This window comes from Pseudoalteromonas atlantica (assembly GCF_043641955.1).
Lineage (GTDB): Bacteria > Pseudomonadota > Gammaproteobacteria > Enterobacterales > Alteromonadaceae > Pseudoalteromonas > Pseudoalteromonas atlantica_A.
The window spans coordinates 546,968-559,992 of record NZ_JBHZRV010000001.1; the positions used below are offsets into that span (position 1 = coordinate 546,968).

At 37.7% G+C, this 13,025-nt stretch carries 16 protein-coding genes; 2 read left to right on the forward strand and 14 right to left on the reverse strand.

The features are described 5' to 3' along the window. Positions 1–18: 18 nt before the first annotated feature. From ACHUE3_RS02275 to ACHUE3_RS02330, 12 genes are all read right to left on the reverse strand, one after another. The gene (locus ACHUE3_RS02275) at positions 19–618 is read right to left on the reverse strand and encodes a DUF2878 domain-containing protein (RefSeq protein ID WP_394190264.1); all 600 of its coding nucleotides are present in this window, start codon (positions 616–618) and stop codon (positions 19–21) included. After that, on the reverse strand, positions 518–1,783 hold the full coding sequence (locus ACHUE3_RS02280) for a class I SAM-dependent methyltransferase (RefSeq protein ID WP_394189762.1): 1,266 nt from the start codon (positions 1,781–1,783) through the stop codon (positions 518–520). The genes ACHUE3_RS02275 and ACHUE3_RS02280 overlap by 101 nt, the downstream gene beginning before the upstream one ends. Before the next feature lie 28 nt (positions 1,784–1,811). Beyond that, entirely contained in the window at positions 1,812–2,552 is a 741-nt protein-coding gene (locus ACHUE3_RS02285; protein WP_394189764.1) for a DUF1365 domain-containing protein, read from the reverse strand. Continuing rightward, positions 2,545–3,798: an NAD(P)/FAD-dependent oxidoreductase gene (locus tag ACHUE3_RS02290; protein WP_394189766.1), complete on the reverse strand. Its 1,254-nt coding sequence runs from the start codon at positions 3,796–3,798 to the stop codon at positions 2,545–2,547. Before ACHUE3_RS02290 ends, ACHUE3_RS02285 begins: the two co-directional genes overlap by 8 nt. After that, the gene (locus tag ACHUE3_RS02295; RefSeq protein ID WP_394189768.1) at positions 3,795–4,505 is read right to left on the reverse strand and encodes an SDR family NAD(P)-dependent oxidoreductase; all 711 of its coding nucleotides are present in this window, start codon (positions 4,503–4,505) and stop codon (positions 3,795–3,797) included. Before ACHUE3_RS02295 ends, ACHUE3_RS02290 begins: the two co-directional genes overlap by 4 nt. After that, entirely contained in the window at positions 4,502–4,933 is a 432-nt protein-coding gene (locus tag ACHUE3_RS02300) for a nuclear transport factor 2 family protein (RefSeq protein WP_394189770.1), read from the reverse strand. The genes ACHUE3_RS02295 and ACHUE3_RS02300 overlap by 4 nt, the downstream gene beginning before the upstream one ends. Positions 4,934–4,945: 12 nt before the next feature. Continuing rightward, positions 4,946–6,337 carry a deoxyribodipyrimidine photo-lyase gene (phrB, locus tag ACHUE3_RS02305; protein WP_394189772.1) on the reverse strand — a complete coding sequence of 464 codons (1,392 nt, stop codon included), beginning with the start codon at positions 6,335–6,337 and terminating at the stop codon, positions 4,946–4,948. Next, positions 6,337–7,290, reverse strand: coding sequence for a YbgA family protein (locus tag ACHUE3_RS02310; RefSeq protein WP_394189774.1), 954 nt, complete (start codon positions 7,288–7,290; stop codon positions 6,337–6,339). The genes phrB and ACHUE3_RS02310 overlap by 1 nt, the downstream gene beginning before the upstream one ends. A 7-nt stretch (positions 7,291–7,297) precedes the next feature. Beyond that, complete coding sequence (locus ACHUE3_RS02315; RefSeq protein WP_394189776.1) at positions 7,298–7,963, reverse strand: ChrR family anti-sigma-E factor; 666 nt, start codon at positions 7,961–7,963, stop codon at positions 7,298–7,300. Beyond that, positions 7,956–8,579, reverse strand: a complete 624-nt coding sequence (locus tag ACHUE3_RS02320) for a sigma-70 family RNA polymerase sigma factor (protein WP_394189778.1) — start codon at positions 8,577–8,579, stop codon at positions 7,956–7,958. Before ACHUE3_RS02320 ends, ACHUE3_RS02315 begins: the two co-directional genes overlap by 8 nt. Positions 8,580–8,642: 63 nt before the next feature. Beyond that, positions 8,643–9,221: an LON peptidase substrate-binding domain-containing protein gene (locus ACHUE3_RS02325; protein ID WP_394189780.1), complete on the reverse strand. Its 579-nt coding sequence runs from the start codon at positions 9,219–9,221 to the stop codon at positions 8,643–8,645. 206 nt (positions 9,222–9,427) lie between these two features. Continuing rightward, the gene (locus ACHUE3_RS02330) at positions 9,428–9,721 is read right to left on the reverse strand and encodes a hypothetical protein (RefSeq protein ID WP_394189782.1); all 294 of its coding nucleotides are present in this window, start codon (positions 9,719–9,721) and stop codon (positions 9,428–9,430) included. A 257-nt stretch (positions 9,722–9,978) separates the two neighbouring features. Between ACHUE3_RS02330 and trhA the strand changes: the two genes are divergently transcribed. Beyond that, positions 9,979–10,608 (forward strand): PAQR family membrane homeostasis protein TrhA, encoded by a 630-nt coding sequence (trhA, locus tag ACHUE3_RS02335; RefSeq protein ID WP_394189784.1) that lies wholly within the window; start codon positions 9,979–9,981, stop codon positions 10,606–10,608. A 9-nt stretch (positions 10,609–10,617) separates the two neighbouring features. Here the strand turns inward: trhA and ACHUE3_RS02340 are convergent, their stop codons facing one another. Further along, the gene (locus tag ACHUE3_RS02340; RefSeq protein WP_394189786.1) at positions 10,618–10,932 is read right to left on the reverse strand and encodes an MGMT family protein; all 315 of its coding nucleotides are present in this window, start codon (positions 10,930–10,932) and stop codon (positions 10,618–10,620) included. Continuing rightward, a complete protein-coding gene (locus tag ACHUE3_RS02345) occupies positions 10,919–11,818 on the reverse strand; it encodes a LysR family transcriptional regulator (RefSeq protein ID WP_394189788.1) in 900 nt (299 codons plus the stop codon). Before ACHUE3_RS02345 ends, ACHUE3_RS02340 begins: the two co-directional genes overlap by 14 nt. 124 nt (positions 11,819–11,942) lie before the next feature. Here ACHUE3_RS02345 and ACHUE3_RS02350 point away from each other — a divergent pair, with 124 nt between their 5' ends. Then, positions 11,943–13,025, forward strand: a complete 1,083-nt coding sequence (locus tag ACHUE3_RS02350) for an efflux RND transporter periplasmic adaptor subunit (protein WP_394189790.1) — start codon at positions 11,943–11,945, stop codon at positions 13,023–13,025.

The window sequence follows — 13,025 nt, forward strand, 5'->3', positions numbered from 1 at the left end:
GACAGTGGAAGAATACTTCTAAGTATGTGGGGAAACAGATGAGCTGTTTATCTTTGAGCTAATTAGTTTGTTTGTTGCTAAAATACAATTAAACATTACAGCCCATAATAGGCCATAAACAATCCAGAAAAACCAAATTGGCTGGATAACTGTAATTACTTCAAATCTGGCGCCTGCCCAGTAGCTTGCCGGTGCAAATACAGCGCATACAAAAATACTTAAATACCAAGGTAGGCGAGTTAAAAATTGCATTGATGTGTTAATAGTTAATATGAGAGCGCTCCACAGTAGCGCAAACCAAAGTGGGAATGGATAAACTTTAAAACCCAATAACTCAAATCTAACCATTACAAATTCAAAAACTAGGGCAATAGCAAGCCCGAGTAGCAACAAAATCATATCCTGCTTTTTTTGTTGTGATAAAAAAAGCATCAAAATAATTATGCCTACAATCGGTATTAGTGCTTTATTTTCAAGGAGTAAGGCCAAAAACCATACTCCTTGGAATAAAACAAAATTAATAATCGAGCGCAATGCCGTCACCTGAATGGGTAAAGCGTGGCTTTCTGGCGACAAGATGCACAGTACTCGTAACCCGTGTTCTGAAAGCTCCCTCACAGTAAGCAAGATAGAATAACCACAATCTATAAAAGCGTTGATCAAACTTTGCTTTATCAATTTCAGGCCAGCTTGCAATAAAACGAGTGCGCCAGTCTGCTAATGTTCTAGCGTAATGCACACCGATATCTTTAACACTGTGAACTACCATGTCAGATTGATGCTTTATTTGCTTGTTCATTTCATCGATACAAGGTAGACAACCACCTGGGAATATATACTGCTGAATAAAATCAGAGTTTTTTAAATAATGCTTATAACGTTGATCAGCAATAGTGATTGCTTGAATCAGCATAGCTCCAGATTCTTTAAGCAAGTCATTACATTTTTTAAAGAAGCTGGGTAAATATTCATGACCAACAGCTTCAATCATTTCAATTGAAACTAATTTATCAAATTTACCCTCTAGTAATCGATAATCTTGCTTTAACAGAGTTATTTTATCTTTTAGTCCAAGCTCATTGATTTTCTGTGCAACATAAGCGTGCTGCTCATCCGAAATTGTTGTTGTAGTAACATGACATCCATAATGGGTTGCTGCATGTATCGCAAAAGCGCCCCACCCTGTGCCTATCTCAATGACTTTATCGCCCTGTTGTAAGTCTACTTGCTGACATATTAAATCAAGCTTATGGCTTTGTGCTTGCTCAAGAGAGGCATCTTGTGAAGGATAAACGGCACTTGAATAAAGCATTTCAGTGCTCAAAAAAGAAGAATACAGATCATTACCCAAATCATAATGAGCGACGATGTTTTTCTTCGAACCATTCTCAGAATTTTTGTTTCTGATGTGGTTAAGTCTAAAAAAGATGTTGCTGAAAAAAGCAAACTTCTTCTCAAAAGCATCTAATTGAGATTGGTTAATAGCAAATATCTCAATCAACTTTGTTAAATCGTCACACTCCCAATGTCCCAAAATATATGATTCACCAGCGCCAACACTGCCTGAAAGCGCAAATGATTTATACATTGCCTGATCATTAACAACGACTTTAACCGCTAATTCTTTTTCATCTTCATTACCAAAATGAATAACTTCGTTACCATCAATCAATGATATACGACCAGTTTCAATGCTATTGAAAGCACCAAATACCAGCTTTTTATAAATTTTTATTAGCAATCCACTGGGTTGACTGTTTGACAAACTGGATACTTTTTCCATTAAATCACCTAACTAGTTTGAAGCAGACTCAAATGCCGCTTCCTGAATGACCGATAAATGGCACTCGTTTACAAAACAACTTAAATGCATGAACATAAATGCCTCTAAAAATAGTCCATGTCATCGCAGGGAACTGTTTAAAAATAGCAGATACATTTTCTTTAGTTAACGATTGCCGTTTTAGCCTAAGTGTTGCATCAAACAACACGTTATTGTCTTTTTTATTCTCAATATGAATTAACACACTGTCATTATTAAAACGTGTTGCCCAGTGGTAATTCATATCTAAATTCATAAAAGGTGATACGGAAAATACCTTCTTAAAGTTCACTTTCTTTTCAAGTTCTACTAAATAGTAATGCCTTTCGTTCCATGGCGTATTACTTACTTCAGCAACCATATGACTTAAATGCCCATCGGGTTTTTCATACAAAAAGAAGTTAACCGGACTAAAATAAATACCTAAGCAACGAAGCTGACCAAGCATGTACACATTTGCAAACTCGTCGGTTACACCTAATTCATTAATTTTATTTATTGCTCGTTTAACGATTGCTTCATTATCTTTATCAGTGCCATCTTTCAAATAGTCAGACTGTTCAAATTTTAATGCTTTAAAGCCTGATGTGCCCAGCTGTGGGTGAATACCATTAAGCGATGAGGGTTGTGATAAATTAACCCACATCATATAGAGTGGGTATTTAAACTCATGGGATTTTACAGCAAACCTGCGGTGACGCACATCACCTGTAAAAACGGCACTATTCAAATTCAACACCTAATTGACGCGCTACATCAACGGCACTCCTAACCCCATCTTCATGAAATCCGTTATACCAATAAGCTCCACAAAAATAAGTATTATTCTCGCCATCAATACTGTGCTTTTGTTGTTGAGCAGCAATTGATATTTCATTAAACACTGGGTGATGGTATGTAAATTCACGTAAGATTTTACTTTTATCAATACCTTGCTTGTGGTTCAACGTAACACAAAACTGCGTGTCGCTCTGAATACCCTGAAGGATATTCATTTGATAAGTTACCACAGCCGCTTTATCTGTACTGTCGTTCAATAAGTAATTCCAGCTTGCCCACGCCGCTTTTCGTTTAGGTAAGATTGATGTGTCAGTGTGTAAAATTACTGAGTTTTCAGAATAAGGAATAGCGCCAAGCACCCTCTTTTCATCGTCACTAGGGGATGATAATAAGGCTAAAGCCTGATCTGAATGACATGCAAAAACGACTTTATCAAACAGTTGTTGCTGAGCATTTTTTAAATGAATAATAACTTTATCGTCTAGCCGCTCAACGCCTGCAATATCACTATTTAGTTTTATTTTATCTTCAAAACCGTTAATAAGGGGTGCTATGTATTCTCTTGAACCGCCAGGGATTACATACCACTGAGGCCTGTTAGTGATATCTAATAAACCATGATTAAAGAAAAATTTAACGAAGAACTCAACGCCAACATTACTCATTTCTTTTATGCTAGTAGACCAAATAGCGGCGCCCATGGGTAATATATAATGGTATCTAAAGAAATCATTAAAACTATGCTCATCTAATAGCTGACCTAGTGTTTGTTTCTCATAGGTGTTTTCACTATGGAGGGCTTTGCATAGATTATTAAAACGCACTATATCGCTTAATAACTTGTAGAATCGAGGGCGAAAAATATTGCGCTTTTGAGCAAATAAACTTGTGAATGTATGTCCATTATATTCAAAACCAGTTTGTTCGTTGTGAACACTAAAGCTCATCTGGGTAGGTTTACGGCTTATACCAATTCGGCTGAGTAGTTTTTCAAAATATGGGTAAGTTCTATCATTAAATACAATAAAACCTGTGTCGATGGCGTAGCTGGTTCCTTCAATATCGACATCAACAGTTGCAGTGTGACCACCAATATAATTGTTCTTTTCAAAGACTGTAACATCGTATTGTTTGTGAAGTAGATGAGCACAGCTTAGGCCTGAGATACCAGAGCCAATAATTGCAATTTTTTTCAACGAGATAATCCTTTTGCTAATTTAAGCCATAATGGTAATGGCAAAATGCGCAGGCATTTTAAAATAAGTGTAAACCGGTAGGGGAAATGAACCTCTTTGCGACGTTTTTTAACACCAGAGATGATGTAATCAGCTGCTTTTTCTGCAGAAACAGCCATCGGCATAGGGAAGTCATTTTTGTCTGTCAGTGGTGTCTTAACAAACCCAGGATGAACCAAAGTGACATCTACATCACTCAAATCAACAGCTAAACATTTGGCTAAATAACTTACACCTGCTTTTGAGGCACCATAAGCCTCTGATCGGGGCAGAGGCAGATAAGTCACACTTGAGCTGACAAGAACAAGTTGACCACCTGATTTTATTTTTGGCAATAACGCTTCTAAACAATACCCAACAGACAAAAGATTTGTGTTTATTACACGAGTAAATAAACTGCTATCAAAATTGCGCGCATCATTTATATACTCGCAATTACCCGCGTTTAAAATTACACGGTCAAATTGGGTATATGCAATGGTTGCACTTTTTATATCTTGTAAATCAGTCGCATCAAACTTGCATGGCTCGATATTTTGATGTGTCGCAATCTCAGCCAGCTTATCCGTATTGCGGCCGCACGCGATAACAGTATCACCCTGTGCTGCATACTGTTTAGCTAACTCTTCACCAATCCCAGATGTCGCACCTGTAATTAACGTAATCATGATTGCGTCGCCCTTTTATCTATAAGTTTAATAATAGAACCTACTAAAGGAATATTACGGTACAAAAGTGCACCTACATCAAAATAATCTTGGTGCTTAACTATTTTATCGCCATCGAACACAAGGTGACTGTGGCCTTTAACTGTAATCTCTTTGTTGTTTGCTAATTTTGGATGTCTGTATTTCATCACCCAATAAACAAAAGCATTATCGCCAGAGCAATGGTGGCTTGTTATGTCAAAACCACACTCTTGGACATTACTGTATAAATCTGAGAAATAATTGTGTAAATCATCCAGTCCAGCAACCTCATGAAGAGGGTCCGAAAAGAGAATGTTAGGCGCATATATATCACTTAAAAGGTGAAGATTATGCTTATCCAGCTGTTGATATATATTAACGAATGACTCAACTCTTTGCGTACTCATTATATTCCTTCGTTATACCTTAAATGCGGCTAGTGCTCTTTCTCTTGCAGCTTTGTGATCCACTATCGCAGGCCAGTAATCGGCTTCTCTACCAATACTCGCTAAATATTTATGCGGAAAATGAACCTGCTTATCAGGAACATTTTTAAGCTCTGGTATATACTTACGAATAAATTCGCCTTTCGGATCAAATCGCTCACTTTGCGTTATCGGGTTAAAAATTCTGAAATAAGGCTGAGCATCACATCCTGTACTAGCAGCCCATTGCCAGCCACCATTATTAGATGCTAAATCACCATCGATAAGATGCTGCATAAAATAACGTTCACCTTTGCGCCAATCAATCAATAAATGTTTTGTTAAAAAGCTTGCCACGACCATTCTCAATCGATTATGCATCCAACCAGTCTCGTTAAGTTGGCGCATCGCGGCATCCACTAATGGATAGCCTGTTTTACCTTCACACCAAGACTGAAATTCAGCCTCACTCTTACGCCACTTAACCGCATCATACTTTTCGTTAAAGTTCTTATATTTATTTAAAAGCGGGAAAGCGACTAAAAGGTGGCGATAAAACTCGCGCCAAACTAATTCATTAACCCATGTAAATAAGTTACTTTTTGCACTAGATAACACATCAACATGACGCTGCTGCACAAGCGCAATAAGCTGATGAGTACTAACGATACCTAGAGCCAAATAAGGGCTTAACCCAGATGTTCCTTTTATTGCGGGGAAATCACGTGATTCTTTATAATCAGTAAGTTTCTCATCGATGAAACGATGAATAACCTGACTCAATGTTTCATCCTCAACTGGCCACTTATCTGAACTACCATCACCTTTAAGCAGTAAGTCATCTTGGAATTGAACCTCAGAAAACGTGTTAGGCAATTCTCTGAAATAAAAATGCGTGTCATGATGCTGTTTTAACCATTCGTTTTTGAATGGTGTGAACACCTTATACATTTCACCGTTTTTTGTAGTAACAGAACCTGGAGGGGCTATTAAGTCGCCGTCATACATATGCACAGACACATTTAACTTGTCCGCTTCACTGAGGAATTGTGTATCGCGATTCTGCTCATTGATTTCATATTCTGCATTAGCATAAACATGCTTAACATTGTTTGACGATAAAAAATCAGACAGATCTTTTGTACATGTTGTGTAATTTGTACTCTCGATGACGTGAAGCGCAATACCATGCTCACTTAACAACTTGCCTAGAAATTTAATACGCCTTTTTAATAAATCAATCTGTATTGGCGCAACCTCATGTTGCTGCCATTGACCTGGCGTAACAAAAAATAGGGCATTTTTACAGCCTGCTTCAATTGCATCATATAATGCAAAATTATTAAAAAGGCGCAAATCGCGCCTAAACCAAAATATTGTATCCATTAAATTCCGAAACGTAACTTTAGATCATTAGGATAGGGGTTAAAGTAAACTTGCTGCTCTAGGTATTCGATAGGGTGAACCTTGAGGTGATGTTTAACCAAGGTCAAAGGTACATAAAGTGGAACAATACCTTCTCTGTATTCATCAATGGCATCACGCAGTTCTTTCTTTTCTATCTTTGAAAGAACTTTTTTGAAATAACCTTGTAAATGCATCAACGTGTTGCTGTTGTTCTTTCGAGAAGCAGGCTTTTTAAGCGCAGTCATCAAACCCAAAATGTACTCATCTGCAAGTGCGTCATAATCAGCGCCATCGTAAGTACCAAGCAAATTACCTAAGTCTTTATATGCCTGATAATTATGCGCCATTAATAAATATTTGTATTTTGCGTGGAACTGAGTCAAACGATGCACAGTAATAGGCTGCTCAGTAAGTAACTGCCAATTTTTATACGTATAAATGCGCATAACAAAGTTTTCACGCAAGTGCATATCATTTAAACGGCCATTTTCTTCACAAGGTAATAATGGATTATGGGCCATTATTTGCTCTGCAAAAAAACCGACACCTTCAGAAGTATTACCTGTTCCAGCTTCGTTATAAATTTTAATGCGCTCCATTCCACAACTCGGACTCTTAGCACAAAAAATGAAACCACTTAAGGTAGACGCTTGTTCAGTAGCAACTCTTTTTCCATACTCAGTAAGCTTAGGGCCTACATCACCCGTTCCATCAGGTCTACATACTTTGATAGTGTCGCCCACTCTGACTTGCCTAATGGTAGGCCTAGGTATAGGTAAACCTACAGCAACCTCTGGGCAAAAACGTTGATACTCAACGTACTTACCAAGTTCGTCCATGCAAAAATTTGATCTTTTATGACCTGTGTCAAAACGTACTTTTTCACCAGCTAGGCACGCACTTATGCCTAGCTTGATAACCTGTTCTTGCATACTCATCCTAGTATATAAAATTGCCTATTGGGTTTAATAATTTACTTAACCCTTTATTAAAGTGTAGAGCACTGCTGACAACAGTAAAGCACAAACAACCTTCTTTAGTTACTGGTGTATGATTATGACGACCATCGAGCATCATAAAATCACCTGGTACATACTTTCCAGTTTCATCACTAAATTCCCCTTCAAGTAGAAGAGTGAGCTCAAAACCTGTATGTGTGTGTTCAGGTATCTCTCCGTCTGCGGCAATATGTAACAAACTTGAACGTAATGAGCCATCATCTAAAGCAACACGAGAGCGAGAAAGCTTACCCATTTGCATAAACTTGCTATGTGGGATACGCGATAAACTGCGAGGCAATTGATATTCTTGATCGTTTATATTAATGCTTTGAGGTTTAACCTCATATATTTCGTCAACTGATTCATCCATTGTTATAGCATCAAGCAAGTCTGAAGCACCTTCAAACTCTTCTTCAGCTAAAAAGTTATTAATAGACTCGTCAGTAAACACTTGTTCCGCTTTTTTAGCCTCAATTGCAGCTACTTTACTTTTACAACACGGACACATATCAACATGTATAGCAACTGCTACGCTTAGACTTGCAGGCAAGTCTGCTGAAACAAATTGAGATAAAATTTCATCTGTTGGATGGTGTTTAATCATGACTTTCTCCCATCTCGTTGCGAAGTTTTTGTAGCGCTAAACGAAGTCTGGATTTTACTGTTCCAACTGGTATACCTAATTGATCAGCCAGTTGCTCTTGTGACATATCTTGAAAATACACGCCACGCACAACATCACGTTGAGCCTGAGGTAGTTTTTCAAGATAATTTTTAATTTGTTTATCTTCTAAGTGATCACTGAACTCATAGTTTTCAGTTTCATTTTGTTCGATCAAGGGCCAAATATCTTCACTTATGCAATCTTCTTTTGTGCTTTTCATTTTTCTAAGCATATCGAACGATGCATTTCGCATTACAGTGTAAACCCAGGTAGTCGCTGCACCTTTATCATTGTTATATAGGTGGGCTTTTCGCCACACTGAGGTTAACGTTTCTTGCACAAGCTCCATAGCTTGTGCCTCAGAGTTAAACTGTTTTATGCCAAAGCGTTTTATCTTTGGAGAAAAATAAGAAAATAAATAAGCAAATGCTTTTTTATCTCTGCTTGATGCAACTGCAAATAAAGAATCCGCAAGTTCTTTGCTCGGTGTATCCGCCATGGCAGTGAAGTTACCTGTTTTAGGTGTACAACGTGTTGAAGGTTGTTGACTTACCATTGTTAGTTCCCCTTTATATTCACTTCTACTCAATACGTAGAGATAAATAATAAGATCACATTTTTAGGTAAATTCGTTATTAATTACAGTATGGAGGAAATTTTGGATATTCGCAAAGCCAGAATTGAAGGCAAGTTGTTGTTTTTTATTATGAGATATAGGAATTAGTTCAAGCCAACGGGCTATAACCCAAGGTAGTTCATCAAAACAGGTAGATTTATAAATGGAAGAAAGCTCATGATTCTCTGCAAATAATTTTTCAAGAGAGTCTCTAAGTATTTGGTCGTCAAAACTCAAAGGCTGAGTATGGCTAAGCCAGCCAGGGCCCTGTAGTAGTTTGGTTTCGCCATAGCGTAATTTGTTTTTACTGAAGGTAACATTACTAATGGTGACAACTGATTGCGCACTGATATCTATCAGCAAATTGCCATTATCATCCTGATCAAAATCAACTATTTTTACTAGACAACCTGTTTCAGGAACATTGCTATATGTCTGCGAGTCATAATCGCAAAGGACAAATTGACCATCATTTTTTAGCGCTTCCTTGACCATGTCCAAATAACGCGTTTCAAATATTCTAAGTCGCGTATACCCGCCAGGTAAAATAAAAACAGGTAATGGGAAGATTGCACGTATCATATTGCCCTACTACATTAATTTAACTATGCATTACTTTACGTGCATCGCAGTGTATAAGATCAACATCAAAAGTTGTTTTAATCGATCAGCCTACATTTAGCCATTGAGCAATATTTCTTAACAGTTCAAATGAAGCATAAGCACTTAACAAGCTAAGAACAGGCGCTAACATTAAAACAAATAATCCTAATTCACTGCTCATCAGATTAACCCTCTACTTTTGTTGTTTCTACTGAAACTATTTGCTCTTTAGTATTGGTTTTAGCCACATTAGTTACCTTTTCTGCTTGCTCTGAGAACAGGTTTGTTAACATGTTTTGTGAATCAACTAGTAATGATTGCTTTAAGTTTTGTTGCAGTTCATTGCTGGTTTTTTCAATGTATGAGGCAATGTTATTTGATAGCGTTTGTGTAAGGTCTAATTGACCATCATTTGCACTTACTTGTGTAGAGCCAACAACCAATAGTGCCGCAACCGATAGTTTCATTAAGCTTTTCATAATGGTATTCCTTATTGAGTTATTAAGTTAGTCGCTATTACTTAATCAAAGGTTGTGCCAACTGAAAAATAAAATTTAACTTATTGATATGTATTGATAAAAATAAATACACTTTCAGCGAACATTCAGGTCATGGTTTTTTTAGCCACCGTAGTTAGTTAAATTAACCAAAATTTAGCCTCTAATTTTACATTGAAAATTTCAGCGTACACTTGTACACTGAAACTCCTTTAGCCATTAATCTTAATGAGTGTGTTATGAGTGTTATCCCTGCTTATTCAAAAAAAGAAGAGCAATTAAATGTGGTGACGCATGGTGCTGGCGTTATTTTTTCGATATACGTGCTTTGGCAGCTGCTAGTAAAATCTGAAAACGTGATGCAAGGTGTAAGCGCACTAGTTTATGGTGTGAGCCTTTTTTTATTATTTTTAGCATCAACTCTTTATCACAGTAGCTCATCTGAGCGAGCGCGTGCTGTTTATAAAAAGTGTGACCATTGCGCTATTTATATTTTAATTGCGGGCACTTACACACCATTTCTCGTGCTTTGTTTATCTGGCTTAGTGTCCGTTTTAACTTTGGTATTTATTTGGTCTTTAGCTTTAGGTGGGGTTTGCTACAAATTATTTGTAAAAAATCAAAATAAAAGGGTGTCGCTCACCACTTACTTATTAATGGGATGGTTTGCTGTGGCAATTGTATACCCACTCTATTTAAATGTTAATATCAATGCACTGTGGTGGCTACTCAGTGGCGGGCTATTTTATAGTTTAGGCACCATTTTTTATAGTGCCAAACACCGTCAATTTAGCCATGCAATTTGGCATGTATTTGTGATGTTAGGCTGTGTTTGCCATTTTATTGCAATTAACCAATATGTTTATTAATCACCCAATTTATTGCCACTGATACAGTCTCATATTGACTTTGCCGTTTTTAAAAACAATCCCTTCAGCGAGCAATAACTGATATTGCCGAATGTATTGCGCTGTACCTTTTGCAAAAGAGATCTTCCCTTGGCTATTAATCACGCGATGCCAAGGGATAGTTGAATCTTTTGGCATTAGCTTTAATAACCGCCCGACCAAACGCGCATTATTAACAAGTCCAGCCATTGCAGCAACCTGCCCATAACTTGCAACAGAACCTGCTGGAATATTTGCTATTACAGTAAAAATTTTTTCTTCTTTGGATGCTTTATTGTCTTTCATTTTTAAACTGTTCACTTGCTTGTTTAAAACCTTGCCATATTGCTCGAGCAACAGGGCCATGATGCGTTGCATGCTGTCTAAAAACGCGAATTTGAGCGCTAAACATATGCTCTCTGTCCAATACTTCAACCTGTTGTAATAGACCTGCATCAAGCTCAGCTTGACAGTGTCCTATACTGATCATTGCCCAACCAGCTCCGGAGACTAAAAAAGATTTTAAGGTGGCAATGTCATCAATTTTCATAATTGCCGAGCCTTTTGAATAAGAAAGTCGCTCAGAGTCAAAGCTCATTTCACTTTCGAACATTGCAAGGCAAGGATAATGCTGAAGCTGCTCGTAGTTAACTTGTTTTGGTACCAAGCCCTTTGCGCACACAATACCAATATCTAGCTTTCCTATTGGTAAACTTTCTAAATCACCAGTTGCATGAAAAAGGTCAAACCAAGGTCCTATTCCTAAATCAGCTAGTCCTTTATTCACTTGCTCTAAAGACGCAAATCGCTTACCGCTGCTAACGCTAAATTCTGTACTTTGAAACTCAGTAAATGCTTCACAAATTATATCGTTGTATAAAGGTGCATGGCAGAGCTGTTCATAACAAATTTTAAAACTTGCTTCATTGCCTAGTGCAAGCTCGCTGGCTAACTGACTTAAATGAGATTGCGCTACCAATAATTGAACAGCTTCTCGGTGAAACAACTTCCCTTTTTCAGTGAGGGTTAACCTGTACTGTGTACGATCGAGCAACTCAAAACCGAGCTCTTGCTCAAGTTTTTTTATAGCAAGCGTTAAAGCTGGTTGCGTTTTATGCAATACATTTGCCGCTTTTGATAAGCTTTGCGTTGACACGATAGCGTCTAGCATCTTTAGTTGAACAAGGTTCATTTTGCATCCTTGTAAATAACCATAAACTTTATTTATGATCTTTTTAAAATTTAATAATTTTTATTTTATATGTTTGCGGCGTATGCTGCATCTAATTTATGTTTTCATAGCCACGGAGAAGACCATGAAACTGTTGTCAGTTTTGATTTTATCATCACTCATGCTGAGTTTAGTTGCGTGTAAAGAAGCAGCCAAGGATACGACAATAGAGCAGCCTATTCGTCCAGTAAAATTATTCGATATTGGTGCTAATTCAGACGAAACCATACGCAGTTTCCCTGCAGAGGTAGTCGCTAATCAAGGGTCTTATTTGGCCTTTAGGGTAAATGGCGAATTACTTAAATTTCCCGCCTTAGCAGGTCAGCATGTTGAAAAAGGGCAACTGCTTGCCAAACTTGACCCAGAAGACTTTCAACTCCAGTACGATGAACGCAAAGCACGTTTTGAACTAGCTCAGTCACAACTACAGCGAGTCAAAAAGTTATTTGATAAATCCATCACCAGCCAATCAGAGCTAGACCAAGCACTAGCGAACAAACAAGTTGCAGAGTCAGCGCTAAAAATAGCTAAAACGAACTTAGATAACAGTGAGCTACGCGCGCCATTTAGTGGCACCGTTGCAAAGGTATTTGTTAAAAATTATGAAAACATTCAAGCAAAGCAAAATATTTTGCGCTTAGAAACCCGTGATTTAATGGATGTCGTTATTCAAGTACCAGAGAAGCTCATCGCCCGTATTGATAAAGATGCAAACTATCAGCCCACAGTGGTATTCGATGGTTATCCCGATAAATCATACACTCTCACTATTAAAGAGTTTGATACTCAAGCAGATCCTGCCACTTTGACATACAAAGTTGTGTTTTCACTGCCAGTACCAAAAGATTTCAATCTGCTTGCAGGCATGACTGGCCGAGTTGATATCGATTTAAGCAAAATTACACATTCACAATCGAGTTACATTTTATTACCAGTTGAAGCAGTGTTTTCTGAGCCAACAGAGCAAGCTAATAGCAGTTATGTTTGGGTGTATAATCAACAAACAGGCAAAGTAAACAAGCAAGCAGTTGAAGTGGGCCAATTGCATAGAAGTGGCATAGAAGTACTTTCTGGGCTTAAAAAAGGCCAAACTGTGGTCGCTGCCGGTGTGCATTACCTAAAAGAAGACATGCAAGTACGTCCGTGGCAAAAAGAGCGAGGCCTATAA

Excerpts from the sequence above, each read along its gene's own strand:
- ACHUE3_RS02280 (WP_394189762.1), bottom strand. The coding sequence starts at position 1,783 with ATGGAAAAAGTATCCAGTTTGTCAAACAGTCAACCCAGTGGATTGCTA.
- ACHUE3_RS02295 (WP_394189768.1), bottom strand. The coding sequence starts at position 4,505 with ATGATTACGTTAATTACAGGTGCGACATCTGGGATTGGTGAAGAGTTA.
- ACHUE3_RS02300 (WP_394189770.1), bottom strand. The coding sequence starts at position 4,933 with ATGAGTACGCAAAGAGTTGAGTCATTCGTTAATATATATCAACAGCTG.
- phrB (WP_394189772.1), bottom strand. The coding sequence starts at position 6,337 with ATGGATACAATATTTTGGTTTAGGCGCGATTTGCGCCTTTTTAATAAT.
- ACHUE3_RS02310 (WP_394189774.1), bottom strand. The coding sequence starts at position 7,290 with ATGCAAGAACAGGTTATCAAGCTAGGCATAAGTGCGTGCCTAGCTGGT.
- ACHUE3_RS02315 (WP_394189776.1), bottom strand. The coding sequence starts at position 7,963 with ATGATTAAACACCATCCAACAGATGAAATTTTATCTCAATTTGTTTCA.
- ACHUE3_RS02320 (WP_394189778.1), bottom strand. The coding sequence starts at position 8,579 with ATGGTAAGTCAACAACCTTCAACACGTTGTACACCTAAAACAGGTAAC.
- ACHUE3_RS02325 (WP_394189780.1), bottom strand. The coding sequence starts at position 9,221 with ATGATACGTGCAATCTTCCCATTACCTGTTTTTATTTTACCTGGCGGG.
- ACHUE3_RS02330 (WP_394189782.1), bottom strand. The coding sequence starts at position 9,721 with ATGAAAAGCTTAATGAAACTATCGGTTGCGGCACTATTGGTTGTTGGC.
- trhA (WP_394189784.1), top strand. The coding sequence starts at position 9,979 with ATGAGTGTTATCCCTGCTTATTCAAAAAAAGAAGAGCAATTAAATGTG.
- ACHUE3_RS02340 (WP_394189786.1), bottom strand. The coding sequence starts at position 10,932 with ATGAAAGACAATAAAGCATCCAAAGAAGAAAAAATTTTTACTGTAATA.
- ACHUE3_RS02345 (WP_394189788.1), bottom strand. The coding sequence starts at position 11,818 with ATGAACCTTGTTCAACTAAAGATGCTAGACGCTATCGTGTCAACGCAA.
- ACHUE3_RS02350 (WP_394189790.1), top strand. The coding sequence starts at position 11,943 with ATGAAACTGTTGTCAGTTTTGATTTTATCATCACTCATGCTGAGTTTA.